General features: G+C 61.7%; 19 protein-coding genes. 14 read left to right on the forward strand and 5 right to left on the reverse strand.

Translation table 11 applies throughout. The features are described 5' to 3' along the window. The first annotated feature begins 226 nt into the window (after positions 1-226). From OGL93_RS07850 to OGL93_RS07865, 4 genes are all read left to right on the forward strand, one after another. Entirely contained in the window at positions 227-1,672 is a 1,446-nt protein-coding gene (locus OGL93_RS07850) for a PLP-dependent aminotransferase family protein (protein WP_263261974.1), read from the forward strand. Continuing rightward, positions 1,663-2,352 carry a translation initiation factor 2 gene (locus tag OGL93_RS07855; RefSeq protein WP_263261975.1) on the forward strand — a complete coding sequence of 230 codons (690 nt, stop codon included), beginning with the start codon at positions 1,663-1,665 and terminating at the stop codon, positions 2,350-2,352. Before OGL93_RS07850 ends, OGL93_RS07855 begins: the two co-directional genes overlap by 10 nt. A 92-nt stretch (positions 2,353-2,444) precedes the next feature. Further along, positions 2,445-2,723, forward strand: coding sequence for a YkgJ family cysteine cluster protein (locus OGL93_RS07860; RefSeq protein WP_263261977.1), 279 nt, complete (start codon positions 2,445-2,447; stop codon positions 2,721-2,723). 25 nt (positions 2,724-2,748) lie between these two features. Continuing rightward, positions 2,749-3,345, forward strand: coding sequence for an START domain-containing protein (locus tag OGL93_RS07865; protein ID WP_263262328.1), 597 nt, complete (start codon positions 2,749-2,751; stop codon positions 3,343-3,345). 58 nt (positions 3,346-3,403) lie between these two features. Here the strand turns inward: OGL93_RS07865 and gltA are convergent, their stop codons facing one another. Next, on the reverse strand, positions 3,404-4,690 hold the full coding sequence (gene gltA, locus OGL93_RS07870) for a citrate synthase (protein WP_263261978.1): 1,287 nt from the start codon (positions 4,688-4,690) through the stop codon (positions 3,404-3,406). A gap of 350 nt (positions 4,691-5,040) precedes the next feature. On the opposite strand from gltA, the gene sdhC reads away from it, so the two are divergent. The 10 genes from sdhC (at position 5,041) to OGL93_RS07920 (ending at position 17,326) form a co-directional block, all read left to right on the forward strand. Beyond that, positions 5,041-5,427 carry a succinate dehydrogenase, cytochrome b556 subunit gene (gene sdhC / locus OGL93_RS07875; protein ID WP_263261979.1) on the forward strand — a complete coding sequence of 129 codons (387 nt, stop codon included), beginning with the start codon at positions 5,041-5,043 and terminating at the stop codon, positions 5,425-5,427. Continuing rightward, positions 5,421-5,789, forward strand: coding sequence for a succinate dehydrogenase, hydrophobic membrane anchor protein (gene sdhD, locus OGL93_RS07880; protein WP_263261980.1), 369 nt, complete (start codon positions 5,421-5,423; stop codon positions 5,787-5,789). The genes sdhC and sdhD overlap by 7 nt, the downstream gene beginning before the upstream one ends. A 3-nt stretch (positions 5,790-5,792) precedes the next feature. Then, a complete protein-coding gene (sdhA, locus tag OGL93_RS07885; protein WP_263261981.1) occupies positions 5,793-7,565 on the forward strand; it encodes a succinate dehydrogenase flavoprotein subunit in 1,773 nt (590 codons plus the stop codon). 14 nt (positions 7,566-7,579) lie between these two features. Then, the gene (locus OGL93_RS07890; RefSeq protein ID WP_263261982.1) at positions 7,580-8,284 is read left to right on the forward strand and encodes a succinate dehydrogenase iron-sulfur subunit; all 705 of its coding nucleotides are present in this window, start codon (positions 7,580-7,582) and stop codon (positions 8,282-8,284) included. 245 nt (positions 8,285-8,529) lie between these two features. After that, a complete protein-coding gene (locus tag OGL93_RS07895; RefSeq protein ID WP_263261984.1) occupies positions 8,530-11,361 on the forward strand; it encodes a 2-oxoglutarate dehydrogenase E1 component in 2,832 nt (943 codons plus the stop codon). Positions 11,362-11,401: 40 nt separating this feature from the next. Then, a complete protein-coding gene (odhB, locus tag OGL93_RS07900) occupies positions 11,402-12,652 on the forward strand; it encodes a 2-oxoglutarate dehydrogenase complex dihydrolipoyllysine-residue succinyltransferase (RefSeq protein ID WP_263261985.1) in 1,251 nt (416 codons plus the stop codon). 127 nt (positions 12,653-12,779) lie between these two features. After that, complete coding sequence (lpdA, locus tag OGL93_RS07905; RefSeq protein ID WP_263261986.1) at positions 12,780-14,216, forward strand: dihydrolipoyl dehydrogenase; 1,437 nt, start codon at positions 12,780-12,782, stop codon at positions 14,214-14,216. Positions 14,217-14,426: 210 nt separating this feature from the next. Continuing rightward, positions 14,427-15,593: an ADP-forming succinate--CoA ligase subunit beta gene (gene sucC / locus OGL93_RS07910; RefSeq protein WP_263261987.1), complete on the forward strand. Its 1,167-nt coding sequence runs from the start codon at positions 14,427-14,429 to the stop codon at positions 15,591-15,593. After that, positions 15,593-16,474 carry a succinate--CoA ligase subunit alpha gene (gene sucD / locus OGL93_RS07915; RefSeq protein ID WP_263261988.1) on the forward strand — a complete coding sequence of 294 codons (882 nt, stop codon included), beginning with the start codon at positions 15,593-15,595 and terminating at the stop codon, positions 16,472-16,474. The genes sucC and sucD overlap by 1 nt, the downstream gene beginning before the upstream one ends. A gap of 147 nt (positions 16,475-16,621) precedes the next feature. Beyond that, positions 16,622-17,326, forward strand: a complete 705-nt coding sequence (locus OGL93_RS07920; RefSeq protein WP_263261990.1) for a YebC/PmpR family DNA-binding transcriptional regulator — start codon at positions 16,622-16,624, stop codon at positions 17,324-17,326. Between the two features lie 95 nt (positions 17,327-17,421). On the opposite strand, the gene OGL93_RS07925 is transcribed toward OGL93_RS07920, so the two are convergent. The 4 genes from OGL93_RS07925 to OGL93_RS07940 all read right to left on the reverse strand — a co-directional run bounded on the left by OGL93_RS07925 (position 17,422) and on the right by OGL93_RS07940 (position 21,113). Further along, entirely contained in the window at positions 17,422-18,702 is a 1,281-nt protein-coding gene (locus tag OGL93_RS07925; RefSeq protein WP_263261992.1) for a leucine-rich repeat-containing protein kinase family protein, read from the reverse strand. Beyond that, positions 18,699-19,742: a cell division protein ZapE gene (gene zapE / locus OGL93_RS07930; RefSeq protein WP_263262329.1), complete on the reverse strand. Its 1,044-nt coding sequence runs from the start codon at positions 19,740-19,742 to the stop codon at positions 18,699-18,701. Before zapE ends, OGL93_RS07925 begins: the two co-directional genes overlap by 4 nt. Before the next feature lie 109 nt (positions 19,743-19,851). Further along, positions 19,852-20,613 (reverse strand): anti-sigma factor, encoded by a 762-nt coding sequence (locus OGL93_RS07935; protein WP_263261993.1) that lies wholly within the window; start codon positions 20,611-20,613, stop codon positions 19,852-19,854. Next, positions 20,610-21,113, reverse strand: coding sequence for a sigma-70 family RNA polymerase sigma factor (locus OGL93_RS07940; protein ID WP_263261994.1), 504 nt, complete (start codon positions 21,111-21,113; stop codon positions 20,610-20,612). Before OGL93_RS07940 ends, OGL93_RS07935 begins: the two co-directional genes overlap by 4 nt. Positions 21,114-21,158 lie beyond the last annotated feature (45 nt).

Genomic DNA, 21,158 nt, shown 5'->3' on the forward strand with positions numbered 1-21,158 from the left:
GGCCTGCACTGCTTCCAAAGATCGGCGTGCCCGGTTAGGCGTTGCCAATTTGCTTGCGAAGCGGCATGGCTGCCGCAACCTGAGCGTTGTGGCAGCGTCGCGGGCCGCCCCGCTACAAGTAGTGGCCCGGGCGCTCGCGCTGGATGCCCGCTGGCGTTATTCTTTGCGGGCGAGGGGAACTGTTCCCGTACAGTTCCATACTGTTCCAGTGCCGAAGACCTGCGCCATGACCAACCTCTTGCTTTACCAGCGTATCGCCCAACAGTTGGCAGAAGACATCCGCAAAGGTGTGTACCAGCCAGGAGAGCGCGTGCCGTCGGTGCGCAAGATGAGCGCTCAGCTCAACGTCAGCCACGCCACGGTGCTGCAGGCGTACGCTAACCTCGAAGACCAAGGCCTGATTCGCGCTCGCCCTCAATCGGGTTACTACGTGCACCAGACGCCAGCGTTGACGGCGCCCACGCCCGATATCGCACGGGTCGAGCGGCCAGGCCTGGTGACCCGCAGCAGCATCATCCAGCAAGTGCTGGATGAATCCCGCCGTGATGGCGTGTTCGCCCTCGGCGCGGCGGTTCCTCACGTGGAATACCTGCCGGTCCGCGCCCTGCATCAGCAGATCGCCAAGGTCACCCGGTTCCAGAGCCCGCGGGCGTTCAGCTATATGTTCAGCCCTGGTTACGAGCCCTTGCGCCGGCAGATTGCCATTCGCATGCGCGACGCCGGCGTGGTCGTGGACCCATCCGAGCTGGTGATCACTCACGGCTGCGTGGACGCTCTGCAAATGGCGCTGCGCACCGTTACCCGGCCCGGCGACCTGATCGCCGCCGAGTCGCCGACCTATTACGGCCTGCTACAGCTGGCGGATCTGCTGGGGCTTAAGGTCATCGAGATTCCCAGTGACCCGACCGCGGGCATCAGCCTGGAAGCGCTGCAGCTGGCCGCTAACCAGTGGTCGATCAAGGCCCTGATGATGACCTCGCGCCTGAGCAATCCGCTGGGTGGGATAGTCCCGGAAGAGCGACAGAAGCAACTGCTGCGCCTGGTGGCCGAGTTCAACATTCAGGTGATCGAGGACGACATTCATGGCGAGCTGATGTTCGATCAGGGGCACCACAAGGCGCTCAAGGCCTATGACCGTCACGGCCACGTGATCTATTGTTCCAGCTTCTCGAAAACCCTTTCCCCTGGCGTACGCATCGGTTGGATGATCGCCGGCAAGCATCAGGCGGAAATCCAGCGCCTGCAAACCTTCAGCACCCATTCGGCGTGCAGCGTTACTCAGATGGCAATCGCCAGCTACCTCGAAAACGGTGGGTACGACCGGCATCTCCGGCATATTCGCCAGGAATACCGCAAGAACCTCACCGCCTATCAGCTGGCGGTGCAACAGCATTTCCCCCAGGGCACCCAAATGACCCGCCCACATGGCGGCTTTATCCTGTGGGTCAGCCTGCCCGGCCGGGTCAACACCCAGGAGCTGCACGTGCGGGCGCTGGAGCAGGGCATCAGTATCGCGCCGGGGCTGATCTTCAGTAACACCGAGCAATTCAACCACTGCATCCGCCTTAACTGCGGCATTCCCTGGAATCGCGAGGCTGAGCGGGCGTTGATGACACTGGGTGTGCTGGCGACCCAGCTGTGCGAAGAGACCGGGAACGGCGGTTGGTTCTGAAAGGTCAAATCCTGCGTACGCTCCTCTTGCCAAGGCCCTTGGCCGGGGCGAGCATAAGGTGTCTGAACGTGGGTGGCGTAATCGTCATGAACTGCATAAAGCCTGTGCTCTGCCTATTGGGTATGCTCGTGCCGTTACTCGGCGCTGCGCCGGTGCTCGCGGGTACGGCGGAGCAGTTCAGCCTCGGGAACCAGGTTGCCGACCCTGCGTCACTTCCTGCCAAGCCGGTCACGGCGAGTGGTGGCAAAGCTGCTGGTAAGAGCTCCGTCAAGGCAACGAGCAAGGCAGGGGGCGCGGCGCCAGCAAAAGCAACGGCCAAGGGTTCAGCGCCGGCCAGGAAGGTGGCGACCAAGAACAAGTCTCGCAAGTCTGCCGACGTGATCGCCACGGACATTCCTCCGGCGAAGCTCGACCTTACCCTGCCCAAGGATATGGTCGGCCAGTTGCAGCCGCCGGGGAAGGAGGGCACCCAGCCGCAAGCTCCGAGCGCGCAGGCTGCGCCCGATGGCAAGGCCGATGGCAAGCCCATCCTGCCTTCTTTGTTTGCCCCCAAGGAGGGGGCAGGGGAGCCCTTCCAGCTCAATGGCCGGCTGCTCACCAATGAAATGGACCTACAGCTGCGTAACGACGCCCGCCGGGACGTTGAAGGCGCAGCGCTGGACTTCAAGTTCAGGCAGTGAGCCCGCTTGGGCGAACAGTGGTTTCAAACGAGCGTTTAGGCGGTTACTATCGACCGGCGTCATCCCATTGCCCTGCTTGGAGCCGTCCTGTCATGTTGTGCCGTGCTGGTTGTGGTGCTTGCTGTATCGCCCCTTCCATTTCATCCGCCATTCCTGGCATGCCTGCGGGCAAGCCGGCGGGGGAGCGCTGCGTGCAACTTGGGCTGGACAACCTTTGCATGATCTTTGGCCGGCCTGAGCGGCCAGCGGTCTGCAGTGCCTTCCAGGCGGATCAGGCCTTCTGCGGCAGCGATAACGCCGAGGCCGTACGAATTCTGACCTGGCTCGAGGGTGAAACCCGTAGCCAGGGGGCAGCGAACAGCATCTCGTGAACAAAAAGGAAAACCTATGAGAGCGATGTATCGAGTGGCCGCCTTTTGCGTGCTGCCCTGGATTGCGGCGCAAGCCACTGCCGAGGACTGGCAGCAAGCCAAGCAAGAGGACGGTATCACTGTCTCTCTGAGCGCCGTCCCGGGGTCCGATTACAAGGCCTACAAAGGCGTTACCACGATCAATGCCAGCGTCGCCAAGGTGCGGGCGCTGCAGGAAGATGTCACGGGCGCCTGTGCCTGGATTCACGAATGCAAGGCGCAAAAGCTGCTTAAGCATGAAGGTGCCGATAGCTGGACCTACACTCAGTTCAACACGCCCTGGCCGGTAACGCCGCGGGACTCGGTGTTGCAGGTCACCACCGTGGAAGGGGTCGACGGCAGCGTCACGCGTAAACTCAAGGGCGTGCCTACGTATATGCCGGAAGAGAAGGGCTTCGTTCGGGTAGCGCAGGTCGACGGTTTCTGGAAGTTGGAGCCCAAGGGGCCTAATACTACCGTGGTGACTTATCAAGTCCACACCGAGCCGGGTGGTAGTGTCCCGTCTTTCGTTGCCAACAAGTTTGTGATCGATGCGCCTTTCAATACGCTCAAGGGTCTGAAGGCCCGCGCGGAACAGCCTTGATCATTGCGCGATGAATAAAAAAGGCCGCCTTTGAGGCGGCCTTTTTTATTTGCTCGGATCAGCGAGTTTCGAGTGTTTTCACATCGCGCTGAGTTTCGCCGGTATACAACTGGCGAGGGCGGCCGATCTTGTAAGGGCTGGAAAGCATTTCTTTCCAGTGAGAGATCCAGCCAACGGTGCGAGCCAGGGCAAAGATTACCGTGAACATGCTGGTTGGAATGCCGATGGCTTTCAGGATGATGCCCGAGTAGAAGTCTACGTTCGGGTACAGATTGCGTTCCTTGAAGTAAGGATCGTTGCGCGCGATCTCATCCAGACGCATCGCCAGTTCCAGTTGCGGATCGTTCTTGATTCCCAGTTCGGCAAGTACTTCGTCGCAGGTCTTCTTCATTACCGTGGCGCGTGGATCGAAGTTCTTATAAACACGGTGGCCGAAGCCCATGAGTTTGAATGGGTCGTCCTTGTCCTTGGCCTTGGCGATGTACTTGTCGATGTTCGACACGTCACCGATTTCATCGAGCATGGACAATACCGCTTCGTTCGCGCCGCCGTGCGCTGGGCCCCACAGCGCAGCGATACCGGCCGCGATACAGGCAAACGGGTTGGCTCCGGAGGAGCCAGCCAGCCGTACGGTGGAGGTCGATGCGTTCTGTTCGTGGTCGGCATGGAGGATGAAGATCTTATCCATCGCGCGGGCCAGCACCGGGCTGATCGGTTTGATCTCGCACGGGGTGTTGAACATCATATGCAGGAAGTTTTCGGCATATGACAGGTCGTTGCGCGGGTACATCATGGGTTGCCCCATGGAGTATTTGTAAACCATGGCCGCGAGCGTCGGCATCTTCGCGATCAGGCGAATCGCGGAAATTTCCCGGTGTTGCGGGTTCTTGATGTCGAGCGAGTCGTGGTAGAACGCCGAGAGCGCACCCACTACGCCGCACATGATGGCCATGGGATGGGCGTCACGACGGAAACCGTTGAAGAATGTCTTCAACTGTTCGTGCACCATGGTGTGGTTCTTCACGGTGCCGACGAACTTGGCTTTCTGCTCGGCATTAGGCAGTTCGCCATTGAGCAGCAGATAGCAAGTTTCGAGGTAGTCGGATTTCTCGGCGAGCTGTTCGATGGGGTAGCCGCGGTGGAGCAGTATGCCCTGGTCACCGTCGATGTAAGTGATCTTCGACTCGCACGAGGCGGTGGACATGAAGCCGGGGTCGAACGTAAAACGACCCGTCGCGGTGAGGGACCGCACGTCGATAACTTCGGGACCAACGGTGCCGGTTAAAATCGGCAGCTCGACGGGGGCTGCGCCCTCGATGATCAACTGCGCTTTTTTGTCAGCCATGTGGCCTCCTATTAATGCTTCAAATCATCAGACAGACCCCCCACGCAGGGCCCGCACCACTATAGTGTGATAAATCCTAAAGTCAATTTGCCAGAGGCCCGCCGCGCAGTGCCCGCGCCAGCGGCATTCGAGGCTCTTTTGTTTGCCATTTACGCCTTTTGCGCAGGCCTTGCAACGCGTGTTGCGAAACAGTCCTTTACGTTGTCATTAGTATCCTAACTGTCTATACTCGGCGTCCGACCGTCAGGGGCTTTTTGGCCCGTTCCGCTGTCGTGTCACTCCCCGGGTGGTGGGTACCTGACCAGTACACTTCCCTACAACTTTGCCCTGCTTGCTAGGGGCTCTTCAGTGTGAAAAAAGCCGTGAATAGCCAACGACCTGTAAACCTAGACCTAAGGACCATCAAACTCCCCGTCACTGCTTACACGTCCATTCTCCATCGCATTTCCGGTGTCATCCTCTTTGTCGGCATTGCCATAGCGCTGTACGCGCTGGGTAAATCGCTGGGTTCCGAGGAAGGCTTTGGCGAGGTGAAGGCGTATCTGACCAGTCCGCTGGCCAAGCTCGTGATGTGGGGCCTGCTCTCCGCCCTGCTTTATCATCTGGTGGCCGGCGTGCGCCACCTGATCATGGACACCGGCGTGGGCGAGACGCTCGAGGGCGGCAAGCTGGGCTCCAAGATCGTCATCGTTGTTTCTGTAGTGCTGATCGTTCTGGCGGGAGTCTGGATATGGTAACCAACGTCACTAACCTGTCCCGTTCGGGCCTCTACGACTGGATGGCGCAGCGGGTTTCAGCCGTCGTTCTCGCGGTTTACTTCGTTTTCCTGATTGGCTACCTGGTGGCTCACCCCGGGCTCGACTTCGCCCAGTGGCACGCCCTGTTCTCCAGTAACTGGATGCGCATCTTCAGCCTGCTGGCCCTGGTCGCCCTCAGCGCCCACGCCTGGGTTGGCATGTGGACCATCTCCACCGACTACCTCACGCCCATGGCGCTGGGCAAGTCGGCCACTGTTGTGCGTTTCCTGTTCCAGGCGGTATGTGGCGTCGCAATGTTCGCCTACTTCGTCTGGGGTGTGCAGATCCTCTGGGGTATTTGATCCATGTCCAACATCCGTACGCTCAATTACGACGCCATCATCATCGGTGGCGGCGGCGCTGGCATGCGCGCCGCGCTGCAATTGGCTCAAGGCGGCCATAAGACCGCCGTAGTCACCAAGGTATTCCCAACCCGCTCGCACACCGTTTCCGCCCAGGGCGGCATCACCTGTGCAATCGCCTCGGCCGACCCGAACGACGACTGGCGCTGGCACATGTACGACACCGTCAAAGGGTCGGACTACATCGGCGACCAGGACGCGATCGAATACATGTGTCAGGAAGGTCCTGCCGCTGTTTTCGAGCTGGACCACATGGGCCTGCCGTTCTCGCGGACCGAAACCGGCCGTATCTACCAGCGCCCATTCGGCGGCCAGTCGAAAGACTTCGGCAAGGGCGGCCAGGCCGCGCGCACCTGCGCTGCCTCCGACCGTACCGGCCACGCCCTGCTGCACACCCTCTATCAGGGCAACCTGAAGGCGGGCACCACCTTCCTGAACGAGTGGTACGCCGTTGACCTGGTTAAGAACCAGGACGGTGCGTTCGTAGGTGTGATCGCCATCTGCATCGAAACCGGCGAAACCGTCTATATCCGCTCCAAGGCCACCGTGCTGGCCACCGGTGGCGCGGGTCGCATCTATGCGTCCACCACCAACGCCCTGATCAATACCGGGGACGGCGTGGGCATGGCGCTGCGCGCGGGCGTGCCGGTACAAGACATCGAAATGTGGCAGTTCCACCCCACCGGCATCGCCGGCGCCGGTGTACTGGTCACTGAAGGCTGCCGCGGCGAAGGCGGCTACCTGATCAACAAGCATGGCGAGCGTTTCATGGAGCGCTATGCGCCCAACGCCAAGGACCTGGCCGGTCGCGACGTGGTTGCCCGTTCCATGGTCAAGGAAATCATCGCCGGCAACGGCTGTGGCCCGAACGGCGATCATGTGATGCTCAAGCTCGATCACCTTGGCGAGGAAGTGCTGCATAGCCGCCTGCCAGGCATCTGCGAGCTGTCCAAGACCTTCGCTCACGTCGATCCAGTGGTCGCGCCGGTGCCGGTCGTTCCTACCTGCCACTACATGATGGGCGGCGTTGCCACCAACATCCACGGCCAGGCGATCACCCAGGACGCCAACGGCGTCGATACCATCATCCCGGGCCTGTTCGCGGTCGGCGAAGTGGCCTGCGTATCCGTGCATGGCGCCAACCGCCTGGGTGGCAACTCGCTGCTCGACCTGGTGGTCTTCGGCCGCGCCGCTGGCTTGCACCTGGAAAAAGCCCTGAGCGACGGTATCGAATACCGTAATGCCAGCTCTACCGATGTCGACGTTGCCTTGGCGCGCCTCAGCGGCTTGAACGAGCGCACTACTGGCGAAGACGTCGCGACCTTGCGTCGCGAGCTGCAGAACTGCATGCAGAACTACTTCGGCGTATTCCGCACCGGCGAGTACATGCAGAAGGGTATTGCCCAGTTGGCCACCCTGCGTGAACGAATCGCCAACGTGAAGATCAACGACAAGAGCCAGGGGTTCAACACCGCCCGTATCGAGGCGCTGGAATTGCAGAACCTGCTGGAAGTCGCCGAGGCCACCGCTGTCGCGGCCGAGGAGCGCAAGGAGTCGCGCGGGGCGCATGCCCGTGAAGACTACGAAGACCGTGACGACGAGAACTGGCTGTGCCACACCCTGTACTTCCCGGGTGAGAAGCGCGTCGCCAAGCGTGCCGTGAACTTCGCGCCGAAAACCGTGCCGGCTTTCGAACCTAAAGTCCGGACCTACTAAGGGTGATGACCGCTATGTTGCAAGTCAGTGTTTATCGTTACAACCCGGACCAGGACGCCGCGCCAAAGATGGTGGACTTCCAGGTCGACACCGGCGGCAAGGACCTGATGGTTCTGGATGTGCTCGCGTTGATCAAGGAACAGGACGAAGGTTTCTCCTATCGTCGTTCCTGCCGCGAGGGCGTTTGCGGCTCCGACGGCATGAACATCAATGGCAAGAACGGCCTGGCCTGCATCACGCCGCTGTCGGCCGTGGTCAAGGGCAACAAGCTGGTTCTGCGTCCGCTGCCTGGGCTGCCGGTCATTCGTGACCTGGTCGTCGATATGAGCATCTTCTATAAGCAATACGAGAAGGTGAAGCCGTACCTGCAGAACGATACGCCGGCCCCGGCCATCGAGCGCCTGCAAACGCCCGAAGACCGCGAGAAACTGGACGGCCTGTACGAGTGCATCCTGTGCGCTTGCTGCTCTACGTCCTGCCCGTCGTTCTGGTGGAACCCAGACAAGTTCCTCGGCCCCGCCGCGCTGTTGCAGGCTTATCGGTTCCTTGCCGATAGCCGCGATACACGCACCAGCGAGCGTCTGGCAGCGATGGATGACCCGTTCAGCGTCTTCCGTTGCCGTGGGATCATGAACTGCGTGAATGTGTGCCCCAAAGGCCTGAACCCAACAAAAGCCATCGGTCACGTGCGTAACATGCTGCTGCAAAGCGGCATCTGATACAAACTGCTGCACCAGAAGCACGCCGTATCCAGGCCCGCCAGTCTGGCTGCGGCGAAAACTTGAGCGGCGGCCCAAAAGGCCGGTGCTTTTACTTTGAAGAAATGAGACCAGCAGGGGCATCCGGGCTGGTACCCGGACTATCTGCCAGACCCTTGGTGCCTTTGTTCAAGTCGCTGCACTGGACGTGTTCAGGCTAACCGTGGTTCGCGCCGGTAGCGGCCCCTAACCGAGGGTGACCAAGCATGCAAGAAAGCGTGATGCAGCGCATGTGGGACAGCGCCTACCTTTCAGGTGGTAACGCTGCCTATGTGGAAGAGCTCTATGAGCTTTACCTGCACGACCCTAACGCTGTGCCAGAAGAGTGGCGCACCTACTTCCAGAAGTTGCCCGCCGAAGGCAGCACCGCCCCCGATGTTTCGCACTCGACCGTTCGCGATCACTTCGTCTTGTTGGCCAAGAACCAGCGTCGCGCTCAGCCGGTTTCCGCCGGGAGCGTGAGCAGTGAGCACGAGAAGAAGCAGGTAGAAGTGTTGCGCATGATCCATGCGTACCGGATGCAGGGCCACCAGGCGGCCCAGCTGGACCCGCTGGGCTTGTGGCAACGGCCCGCCCCGGCAGACCTGTCGATCAATCATTACGGCTTGACCAATGCCGACCTTGATACGACCTTCCGTACCGGCGACCTGTTCATCGGCAAGGAAGAAGCGAGCCTACGCGAGATCCAGGAAGCCTTACAGCTGACATATTGCCGCACCATTGGCGCGGAGTTCACCCACATCGTCGATTCCGATCAGCGCGCCTGGTTCCAGCAGCGCCTCGAAAGCGTACGTGGCCGCCCGGCGTATTCGCCTGAGGTGCAGGCCCACGTGCTCGAGCGCGTGACCGCGGCCGAGGGCTTGGAAAAGTACCTGGGCACCAAGTACCCGGGAACCAAGCGTTTCGGTCTGGAAGGCGGCGAAAGCCTGATCCCGATGCTGGACGAAATCATCCAGCGCTCCGGATCCTACGGCACCAAGGAAATCGTCATCGGCATGGCTCACCGTGGGCGCCTCAACGTGTTGGTCAACACGTTCGGCAAGAACCCGCGGGACCTGTTCGACGAGTTCGAGGGCAAGAAGAAGGTCGAGCTGGGTTCCGGTGACGTGAAATACCACCAGGGCTTCTCGTCCAACGTGATGACCTCCGGCGGCGAAATGCACCTGGCCCTGGCGTTCAACCCTTCGCACTTGGAAATCGTTTCTCCAGTGGTGGAAGGTTCGGTGCGCGCCCGCCAGGATCGCCGTAACGATGCCATTGGCGACAAGGTCGTGCCGATTTCGATCCACGGCGACGCGGCCTTCGCCGGCCAGGGCGTGGTGCTCGAAACCTTCCAGATGTCGCAGACCCGCGGTTTCAAGACCGGCGGTACTGTGCACATCGTGATCAACAACCAGGTCGGCTTCACCATCAGCAACCCGCGCGACGCTCGCTCGACCGAGTATTGCACCGACGTTGCCAAGATGATCCAGGCGCCGATCCTGCACGTGAACGGCGACGATCCGGAAGCGGTGCTGTTCGTGACCCAGTTGGCCATCGATTACCGCATGCAGTACAAGCGTGACGTGGTCATCGACCTCGTCTGCTACCGTCGTCGGGGCCATAACGAAGCCGACGAACCAAGCGGCACCCAGCCGCTCATGTACCAGCAGATCGCCAAGCAGCGCACCACTCGCGAGCTCTATGCCGAGCGCCTGGTCCAGAGCAACGCCCTGACTGCCGAGACCGCGCAGGCCCAGGTGGACGAATACCGCAGCGCGCTGGACAACGGCCTGCACGTGGTGAAAAGCCTGGTCAAGGAGCCGAACAAGGAACTGTTCGTCGACTGGCGCCCTTACCTGGGCCATGCCTGGACCGCCCGCCACGACACCCGTTTCGACCTCAAGACCTTGCAAGAGCTGTCGGCCAAGCTGCTCGAACTCCCAGAAGGCCTGGTGGTTCAGCGTCAGGTGGCGAAGATCTACGAAGATCGCCAGAAGATGCAAGCGGGCGGCCTGCCGATCAACTGGGGCTACGCCGAAACCATGGCCTACGCGACCTTGCTGTTCGAAGGCCATCCGGTGCGCATGACCGGCCAGGACATCGGTCGCGGGACCTTCTCGCACCGTCACGCGGTCCTGCACAACCAGAAAGACGCCACCAGCTACGTGCCGATGCGTCATCTGTTCGCCGGCCAGCCAAGCTTCGAGCTGTATGACTCCTTCCTTTCCGAAGAAGCCGTACTGGCGTTCGAATATGGCTACGCAACCACTTCGCCCAACTCCCTGGTTATCTGGGAAGCGCAGTTCGGTGACTTCGCCAACGGCGCCCAGGTCGTGATCGACCAGTTCATCACCAGTGGCGAGAACAAGTGGGGGCGCCTGTGCGGCCTGACCATGTTGTTGCCGCACGGTTATGAAGGGCAGGGGCCTGAGCACTCGTCCGCGCGCTTGGAGCGTTACCTGCAATTGTGTGCCGAGCACAACATCCAGGTGTGCGTGCCCACGACCCCCGCGCAGATCTATCACTTGCTGCGTCGCCAGGTCATTCGGCCGCTGCGCAAGCCGCTCGTGGTGCTTACGCCCAAGTCTCTGCTGCGTCACAAGCTAGCCGTGTCGACCCTGGAAGACCTCTCCGAAGGTTCGTTCCAGACCGTGATCCCGGAGCTCGACAACCTCGATCCGGCCAAGGTGACTCGCCTGGTCCTGTGCAGCGGCAAGGTGTACTACGACCTGTTGGAAAAGCGCCGCGCCGAAGGCCGCGAAGACACCATCATCCTGCGTCTGGAACAGCTGTACCCGTTCCCGGACAACGACCTGGCGGAGATCCTCGCACCCTACACCAACCTGCAGAATGTGGTCTGGTGCCAGGAAGAACCGATGAACCAGGGCGCCTGGTACAGCAGCCAGCATCATATGCGCCGCATCATCGGCAACCACAACAAGGCGCTGGTTCTGGAATACGCCGGCCGCGAGGCGTCCGCCGCGCCTGCCTGTGGTTATGCTTCGATGCACGCCGAGCAGCAGGAAAAACTGCTGCACGATGCCTTCACTGTCTAACGCCAACGCGCACTGAAACCGAATTAAGGAACCACTGATAATGGCTATCGAGATCAAAGCCCCCACTTTCCCGGAATCGGTCGCCGACGGTACCGTTGCCACCTGGCACAAGAAGCCAGGGGAGGCCGTCAAGCGTGACGAGTTGATCGTCGACATCGAAACCGACAAGGTCGTGCTGGAAGTTCTCGCCACCGCCGATGGCGTGCTGGGCGCTATCGTCAAGAACGAAGGCGACACCGTTCTCTCCGACGAGCTGCTTGGCTCGATCGAAGCAGGCGGTGCCGCTGCTGCCGCGCCCGCCGCGGCACCCGCTGCTGCCGCGCCCGCCGCGGCACCCGCTACTGCCGCCGCTGCTCCAGCCGCGGCGCCTGCCAATGCCGACGAAGATCCGCTGGGCGGCCCTGCCGCTCGCAAGCTGGCGGAAGAAAACGGCATCGCCCTGGGCAGCATCAAGGGCACTGGTAAAGACGGTCGCATCACCAAGGAAGACGTCGTCGCCGCGGTAGAAGCGAAGAAGAACGCTCCAGCGCAAGCACCGGCGGCCAAGCCCGCCGCTGCCGCCGCCGCGCCGGTTACCGCCGCCGGCGACCGCGTCGAGAAGCGCGTGCCGATGACCCGCCTGCGGGCCAAGGTTGCCGAGCGCCTGGTCGAAGCACAGTCCAACATGGCCATGCTGACCACCTTCAACGAAGTCGACATGACCGAAGTCATGGCGCTGCGTTCGAAGTACAAGGACCTGTTCGAGAAGACCCACAACGGCGTGCGCCTCGGCTTCATGTCGTTCTTCGTCAAGGCTGCGACCGAAGCCCTCAAGCGCTTCCCGGCAGTGAATGCCTCCATCGACGGTTCCGACATCGTTTACCACGGCTACGCTGATGTTGGCGTCGCCGTGTCCAGCGACCGTGGCCTGGTAGTCCCCGTACTGCGTAACGCCGAGCAGATGAGCCTGGCCGAGATTGAAAACGGCATCGCCACCTTCGGCAAGAAGGCGCGCGACGGCAAGCTGTCCATCGAAGAGATGACTGGCGGTACCTTCACCATTACCAACGGTGGTACGTTCGGTTCGATGATGTCGACCCCGATCGTGAACCCGCCGCAGGCGGCGATCCTGGGGATGCACAACATCCTGCAACGGCCGATGGCGATCAACGGTCAAGTGGTTATCCGCCCGATGATGTACCTGGCGCTGTCGTACGATCACCGTCTGATCGATGGCAAGGAAGCCGTAACCTTCCTGGTCACCATCAAGAACCTGCTGGAAGATCCGGCTCGCCTGCTCCTCGACATCTAAAACCAGCAGCAAGCTGCAGACGTCAAACTGCAAGTGGAATGGCGATGGTGCGACGAGTGCCATCGCCAGGTCTCACCGCTCTGACTTGACGCTTGTAGCTTGAAGCTTGTAGCTCAAAGGAATTCTTATGACCCAGAAATTCGACGTCGTTGTGATCGGTGCCGGCCCTGGCGGCTACGTGGCTGCCATCAAGGCGGCACAGCTCGGCCTGAAAACCGCTTGCATCGAAAAATACCAGGACAAGGAAGGCAAGACCGCGCTGGGTGGTACCTGCCTGAACGTCGGCTGCATTCCCTCCAAGGCCCTGCTGGACAGCTCGTGGAAGTTCCACGAAGCCGAAGTGGGCTTCAAGGCGCACGGCATCAACCACGCTGGCGTGACCATGGACGTGCCGGCGATGGTTGGCCGCAAGTCGCAGATCGTCAAGAACCTCACTTCCGGCGTTGCGACCCTGTTCAAGGCCAACGGTGTGACCCTGCTCGAGGGCCACGGCAAGTTGCTGGCCGGCAAGAAAGTCGAAGTGACCGGTTCGGACGGCAAGGTTGAAGTCGTCGAGGCCGAGAACGTGATTCTGGCTTCCGGCTCTCGCCCGATCGATATCCCCCCGGCGCCAGTCAACCAGCAAACCATCGTGGACTCTACCGGCGCCCTGGAATTCCAGAGCGTACCCAAGCGCCTGGGCGTCATCGGCGCTGGCGTGATCGGCTTGGAGCTGGGTTCGGTGTGGTCGCGTCTGGGCGCGGAAGTCACCGTGCTCGAAGCACTGGAAAAATTCCTCCCCGCCGCTGACGAAGCAGTGTCCAAGGAAGCCTACAAGACCCTCACCAAGCAGGGCTTGAACATCCGCCTGGGTGCTCGTGTCACTGGCTCGAAGGTCAATGGCGAAGAAGTCGAAGTCACCTTCACCGACGCCAATGGCGAACAGAAAATCGTCTTCGACAAACTGATCGTCGCGGTCGGCCGTCGTCCGGTCACCACCGAACTGCTGGCAGCTGACAGCGGCGTGGACATCGACGAACGTGGGTTCATCTTCGTCGACGACTACTGCGCCACCAGCGTACCGGGCGTATATGCCATCGGTGACGTGGTACGTGGCCTGATGTTGGCGCACAAGGCGTCGGAAGAGGGCATCATGGTCGTCGAGCGCATCAAGGGCCACAAGGCCACGATGAGCTACGACCTGATCCCATCAGTGATCTACACTCACCCGGAAATCGCATGGGTGGGCAAGACCGAACAGACCCTCAAGGCCGAAGGCGTTGAAGTCAACGTCGGCACCTTCCCGTTCGCCGCCAGCGGCCGCGCGATGGCTGCCAACGACACCGGCGGTTTCGTCAAGGTCATCGCCGATGCCAAGACCGACCGCGTGCTGGGTGTGCATGTCATCGGCCCAAGCGCCGCTGAACTGGTACAGCAGGGCGCCATCGGCATGGAATTCGGCACCAGTGCCGAAGACCTGGGCATGATGGTGTTCTCGCACCCGACTCTCTCCGAGGCGCTGCATGAAGCCGCGCTGGCAGTCAATGGCGGCGCCATTCACATCGCCAATCGCAAGAAGCGTTAACAACAAGAAACCACGTCGTGCTGCCCGTCGTTCGCCTTCACAGGCTTGCCGCGGAACGCACGGCGGACTCATCCTTGCAGCCCGGCGCCCCGGCGCAGAGAAGCCTGCTTCTTTCGACCGGGCGCGGCTGCAAGCAGTGGTCACAGGTGGCGCGGCACTCCAACGAGCGCAGCGCCGAGAGCGCAGTACCTAACGAAGACGGTAATAAGCATGAACCTTCACGAGTATCAGGGTAAGCAGCTGTTCGCTGAGTACGGCCTGCCGGTATCCAAGGGCTTCGCGGTAGACACTCCAGAAGCCGCCGCAGAAGCGTGCGACAAGATTGGTGGCACCGAGTGGGTCGTAAAAGCCCAGGTCCACGCTGGCGGCCGCGGTAAAGCGGGCGGCGTAAAGCTGGTCAAGAGCCGCGAAGACGCCAAGGCGTTCGCAGCACAGTGGCTGGGCAAGCGCCTGGTCACTTATCAAACTGATGCCAACGGTCAGCCAGTGACCAAGATCCTGGTCGAGTCCTGCACCGACATCGCCAAGGAGCTGTACCTGGGCGCCGTCGTCGACCGCTCCAGCCGTCGCATCGTGTTCATGGCCTCCACCGAAGGTGGCGTGGACATCGAGAAAATCGCGCACGACACCCCGGAAAAAATCCTCAAGGCGACCATCGACCCGCTGGTCGGCGCTCAGCCGTTCCAAGGCCGTGAACTGGCGTTCCAGCTGGGCCTGGAAGGCAAGCAGGTTTCTCAGTTCGCCAAGATCTTCACCGGCCTGGCTCAGCTGTTCCAGGACCACGACCTGGCCCTGCTGGAAGTGAACCCGCTGGTCATCAAGGCCGACGGCGACCTGCACTGCCTCGATGCGAAGATCAACATCGACGCCAACGCCATGTACCGTCAGCCGAAGCTCAAGACCTTCCACGACCCGTCCCAGGACGACCCGCGCGAAGCCCACGCCGCCAAGTTCGAACTGAACTACGTTGCCCTCGACGGCAACATCGGCTGCATGGTCAACGGCGCTGGCCTGGCCATGGGTACCATGGACATCGTCAACCTGCACGGCGGCAAGCCTGCTAACTTCCTGGACGTTGGCGGCGGCGCAACCAAAGAGCGTGTGACCGAAGCGTTCAAGATCATCCTGTCCGACTCCAATGTGGCCGCGGTTCTGGTCAACATCTTCGGCGGTATCGTTCGTTGCGACATGATTGCCGAAGGCATCATCGGCGCGGTGAAGGAAGTTGGCGTGAAAATTCCGGTGGTCGTCCGCCTGGAAGGTAACAACGCTGAACTCGGTGCCAAGGTTCTCGCAGAAAGTGGTTTGAATATCATCGCGGCTACCAGCCTGACCGACGCTGCGCAACAAGTCGTCAAAGCCGCGGAGGGCAAGTAATGAGCGTCCTGATCAATAAAGACACCAAAGTCATCTGCCAGGGCTTCACCGGCTCCCAGGGCACTTTCCACTCCGAACAAGCCATCGCCTACGGCACCAAGATGGTCGGCGGCGTGACCCCGGGCAAGGGTGGCACTACCCACCTGAACCTGCCCGTGTTCAACACGGTCAAGGAAGCGGTAGAAGCTACCGGCGCTGAAGCATCGGTCATCTACGTACCCGCTCCGTTCTGCAAGGACTCCATCCTTGAAGCGGCCTTCGCCGGTATCAAGCTGATCGTCTGCATCACCGAAGGTATCCCTACCCTCGACATGCTGGATGCCAAGGTCAAGTGCGACGAGCTGGGCGTACGCCTGATCGGCCCGAACTGCCCGGGCGTGATCACCCCCGGCGAGTGCAAGATAGGCATCATGCCCGGTCACATCCACCTGCCAGGCAAGGTCGGCATCGTCTCCCGTTCCGGCACTCTGACCTACGAAGCGGTCAAGCAGACCACCGACGCAGGCTTCGGCCAGTCCACCTGCGTGGGTATCGGCGGTGACCCGATTCCGGGTTCGACCTTCATCGACATCCTGAAGCTGTTCCAGGAAGACCCTCAGACCGAGGCGATCGTGATGATCGGCGAGATCGGTGGTTCGGCCGAAGAAGAAGCTGCTGCTTTCATCAAGGCCAACGTCACCAAGCCGGTGGTGTCTTACATCGCTGGCGTAACCGCGCCTCCCGGCAAGCGCATGGGCCACGCGGGCGCAATCATCTCCGGCGGTAAAGGCACCGCTGACGAGAAATTCGCTGCCCTGCAAGACGCCGGCGTTAAAACCGTGCGTTCCCTGGCTGACATCGGCAAGGCCCTGGCCGAGCTGACCGGTTGGGCCGTGAAGTAATTCACCGCCTACCGAGCGTCTAGCTGCCAGCAAAGGCCACCTTCGGGTGGCCTTTGTTTTTTTAAGCAAAGCCAATCGTATAAACTCAGCGCAATCCGCGTCGGCTAACTGGGCCGGCGTTTGAAGCACGCGAAAAAGAGAATAGTCATGGGCGCACAGTGGAAAGCTAAACACAAAGAAGCAGCGGCCAACGCCAAGGGGCGGATTTTCGGCAAGCTGGCCAAGGAGCTTCAGATTGCCGCCCGCGCCGGCGCCGATCCGGACATGAACCCGCGCCTGCGCCTGGCGGTGGAGCAAGCGAAAAAAGCCTCGATGCCCCGGGATACGCTGGAGCGCGCCATCAACAAAGGTGCGGGTTTGAGCGGGGAGGTGGTGCAATACACCTTGGTCAAATACGAAGGCTTTGCGCCGCATCGGGTGCCGGTGATCGTCGAATGCCTGACTGACAACGTAAACCGTACCGTGGCGGAGATCCGCGTGCTCTTCCGCAAAGGGCAACTGGGCGCGGAAGGCTCGGTGTCCTGGGATTTCAGCCACCTGGGCATGATCGAAGCCGCACCAGCGAGTGCTGATGCGGACCCTGAACTGGCCGCCATCGAAGCGGGCGCTCAAGACTTCGAGCCCGCCGATGAAGGCGCAACCCTATTCCTGACCGAAACCACTGACCTGGACGCCGTTCAGAAAGCGCTGCCTGAACAGGGTTTTACCGTGCTGTCCGCCAAGATCGGTTACGTGGCCAAAAACCCGGTCACGCTCACCGACGAGGCCGAGCTGGCCGAAGTGGAGGCCTTTCTCGACGCCATCGATGGCCATGACGATGTGCAAAACGTCTATGTGGGCCTCGCGGGCTGAGATGCCCGTGTCCCGGTTCGCGGGCTAACGCCCGCTTCCAGGATTATGGGAAGAGCGCGGGAGCAGCATGTGGGCGCTTGTGCAGGTACCCCGGTTCATGATGCCAGCGCCGCCTCCAGCGCCGTGAAGCGTGGCCGCGCTTCTAGGTCCGGCTGCTGGCAGGCTTCGCTCAGGGCGCGCCAGTGGGGCGGTGGCATCTCGCAGCGCGCCCACACTTCCTCCAGCAGAATGCCGAATGCTCGTACCTCGATGGCTTCCAGCGCCCTTGCCGTATGGCCTCCATCAGCACGGTAAAGGCTGGCGGCGCCAAAATCTCCGATCAGCGCATGCCCGTCATCACGGCGCAGTATGTTATGGGCATATAGGTCGCCGTGCATCACGCCATAGCGGTGAAAGTGAGCGGCGGCGCTGGCGATTCCGGCCAGCAGCGTCCGCGCGGTGCTGGCGCTGAAGCGGGTGGCAGGGGCGTACTGGTCACGTGTGCAGCTCTGTAGGCTCGGTGGCCCTGCCAGCACTTGGTAACTCGGCTCGATCAGGCCCATCACCAGCCCCGGCAAACTTTCCGGATGCCCCTCTAGCCGGCCACGCATGGGTACCAGGTTAGGGTGGCGCCCTACCTGCAAGGCTGCGGCGATTTCATCCTCGGGCGAGCCGTCGCTGGTCTGGGTGCCTTTGAAACACTTCACGGCTACCGATTCACCTTCGGCCAGACGTGCCTGGTATACCTGCCCAGAAGCGCCTTCTCCCAGCTTGTGCTCTAGCGTCAGCGCCTGCCACTCGATGGATGCAGCGCTTGTTGGGCAAACGTCCGTCGATGTGCACAAGGGATTGCCCGCGTAAGCCAGCCAAGCCAAGCGTGGCAGTTGCAGCAACCACGGCGGCAAGGCGCCCAGCTGGTTGCTGGAGATTCGCAGCAGCTCCAACCGACGGCACTCGGCAAGGCTCGGCGGCAACTCGCGCAGGTCGTTCGCGGCCAGCATCAGTTTTTGCAGCCTGGTGTAGCGCTCGAAGGTGTCAGGTAGTCGCGCAATGCGGTTGTCGGTGAGGATCAACCAACGCAGGCCAGGCGGCAGCGCCTGCGACGGAACGTGTGTGAGCTCGCAAGCCTTGAAGCCAATCATCTCCAGCGCCGGGCAGGCGCCCAGCACCTCCGGCAAGGCGCTGAAGGGGTTATTCGAACAGAACAGGACTTTCAGCCGCTTCAAGCGGGGCATCTCGGCTGGCAAGGCACTCAGGCGGTTGCCACTGAGGTTGAGCACTTCGAGGGTATCTGCCAGCGAGAATACCTCCGGTGGCAACTCGCTCAGGCCCAGGCTGAGGTCCAGCCGAGTGGCGCCGGCCAGTTTGCCGCTACGCAGCTTCTCCAGAGTGTTCACTCATGCCCCCCAGGCTGCCGCAACTGGCCGAGGCGGCTCTGGCTGCGCATCAGGTCGATCGCGGTCGCGGCGAGGGCCTCGGCGAGCGGGTACTGGCTCAGGACGGTGAGTCGTTTGTCTCGGTCGTAGAGCACATCCACCAGGTTGATGAAGCGCTGTTGAACCGCGATGGAACAGCCGGCCAGTAACGGTAGGTCCGTGATGACCCATTCATCGTAGCGCTCACAGAGCGTCAAGTAGTCCATGACCGCGGTGGGCGCTTCGCATAGCTGAGCGAAACTGAAAGCCACCCGGCCACCCTCGCTCATTCGCGCTTGAAGTGGGCGGTTGCCCACCTGCAGCAAGATCGCCAGGGCGTGTTCGCTAAGCCCCAATGCTCGGTAGTGTTGCTCGGTGGGGTTCACCACATAGGCACCTGTGACGAAGCGCTGGAGGCTACCGGAGCCGGGTTGGGCGCGGTAGTCCTGCTCGCCACCCACCTCCAGCACTTCCATCTCGGCTTCGATCAAACGGATCACCGGCAGGAAGCGCTCGTGATAAAGCGGGTTCGGTAGCAGGCCCTCGGGTGAGTAGTTGGACGTGACGATCAACAGCACGCCGCGGGCAAAGAGCGCGGCGAACAGGCGCCGGATAAGCATGGCGTCGCCGATGTCGTGTACATGGAATTCGTCGAAGCACAGCAGGCGGCAGCCGCTGAGGAGTTCGTCCAGGGTGCGTTCCAGTGCGTCCTCCTGCCCCTGATGTCGAAACATGCCGGCATGCAGGTCGTTGAAGAAGCCATGGAAATGCAAGCGGCGCTTGCCCTTGAGTTCGACCGCTTCATAGAAGCCGTCCAGCAGCCAGCTCTTGCCGCGCCCTACCTTGCCGTAGAGATAGAGGCTGGGCGGGCCTTCGAGTCGCGACCGCGGATCGTTCAGCAGTGGGGCGCGCACGGCGAGCCGGTCGATCACACGAACCTGGCTGTCACCGAGGGTGTAGCCCTGGCGTTCGGCGCGGGCGCTGAAAAACGCCTTAACGTCCAGCGCCTCTTCCGGAGCCACCGGTGGGCCGTTGAAGGCTGCCGAACCGAAGCTGAACCAGGAGCGTTTCGAAGCCAAGGGGCGGTCTCGTCTAAGCGTTGAATGGCGCAGAGTATATACATACCGCCCGCTAGATGCCGCCGCCCATGGCACGTTCCAGCAAGGCTTGAGGCGGGGTGCCGACCGCGCTCACCATGGCGTAGTTGTAGGTGGGGTCTGACCAGTAGTCGGCCTGCAATTCACCCTCGCGCCGGCTGCCCCTTGGCAACATGTGGAAGCCCGGCCCGGGCGGTCGCACGTAGAAGCTCGCGCGCTGGCCCTCAGCATTTTCGTAGACGACCATCACGGCAGGGCCCTGGTCGGTGTTGAGCAGGCGCGCGCTCCGTGGCTCGAAGCCGGCGGCGTGTAGGTCGGGCAGTCGCTGCGCGCGGCTGAAGTAGCGGTCAAGCCAGGCCTGCAGGTCTGCGTTCCCCCGGGGGGTATAGTCGGCTGGCAAAATGCCCTGAACCGCGAACATTCGGTAGGCCTGCAAGGCATCGGCCATCGGCGCCGCAACAAGCCCTGGGGCCTGAGGCCCACGCGCTTGCCAGCCCCCCAGCGCGCCTGCGCCTACCGCCAGCATCAGCACGGCTGCCCGGGCCAGGTTGCCGAGGCGGCGCCGGCGCCGGCGCTGGTTTATCATGGCGGGGTCCAGGTCCGGATTGGGCGGCAATTGCAAGGCGCCGACCCAGGCTGCGCGAAGCTGCTGGGCATTGTGTTGCCAGGCGCGTACCTGCGCTGCTGCCTCTGGGTGGGTGGCCAGCCAAACTTCCAGACGCTGCCGATCCTCAGGCGGCAGGCGCTGATCCACATAGGCATTGAGATCGTGTTCGGACGGGGGCAGGGCAATCATTTGAGCATCCGCAGAGGGGGCGTGATTTCGCCTTCGGTGAGATGGTGCAGCGCCTTACGCGCGCGCGAAAGCCGAGACATCACCGTGCCAATAGGGATGCCCAGCATGTCTGCGGCCTGTTGATAGCTCAAGCCTTCTACGGTGATCGCGAACAGCAAAGCGCGTTGTTCCGGCTTGAGTAGGTCGAACGCGCCCAAGGCGGCCTCGGCCATCACTGTACGTTCGGCCGACGGTTGGGCATCTTCTCGGCCGCTGAACAGCTCGAGCATCCGTGCGTAGCGACGGGCGCTACGATGGCCGTCGATAAAGCGGCGGTACAGGATGGAAAACAGCCAGGCACGCAGGTCGCCGTCGGCGCGCTTGCCTTTCCATCGGGCGAGCGCGCGCTCAAGCGTTGCCTGCACCAGGTCGTCTGCGTTGTTGACGTCGCGCGTCAGTGACAAGGCAAAGCGCCTCAGCCGGGGCAACAGGTCGCGCAGTTGGTCGTTGAGCTCTGTCATGGGGATCAGTTTAGAGGGCGAACCAGCAAGACGACGGCACCCTGC

It is taken from the genome of Pseudomonas sp. RIT-PI-S, from assembly GCF_025642975.1.
Taxonomy (GTDB): domain Bacteria; phylum Pseudomonadota; class Gammaproteobacteria; order Pseudomonadales; family Pseudomonadaceae; genus Aquipseudomonas.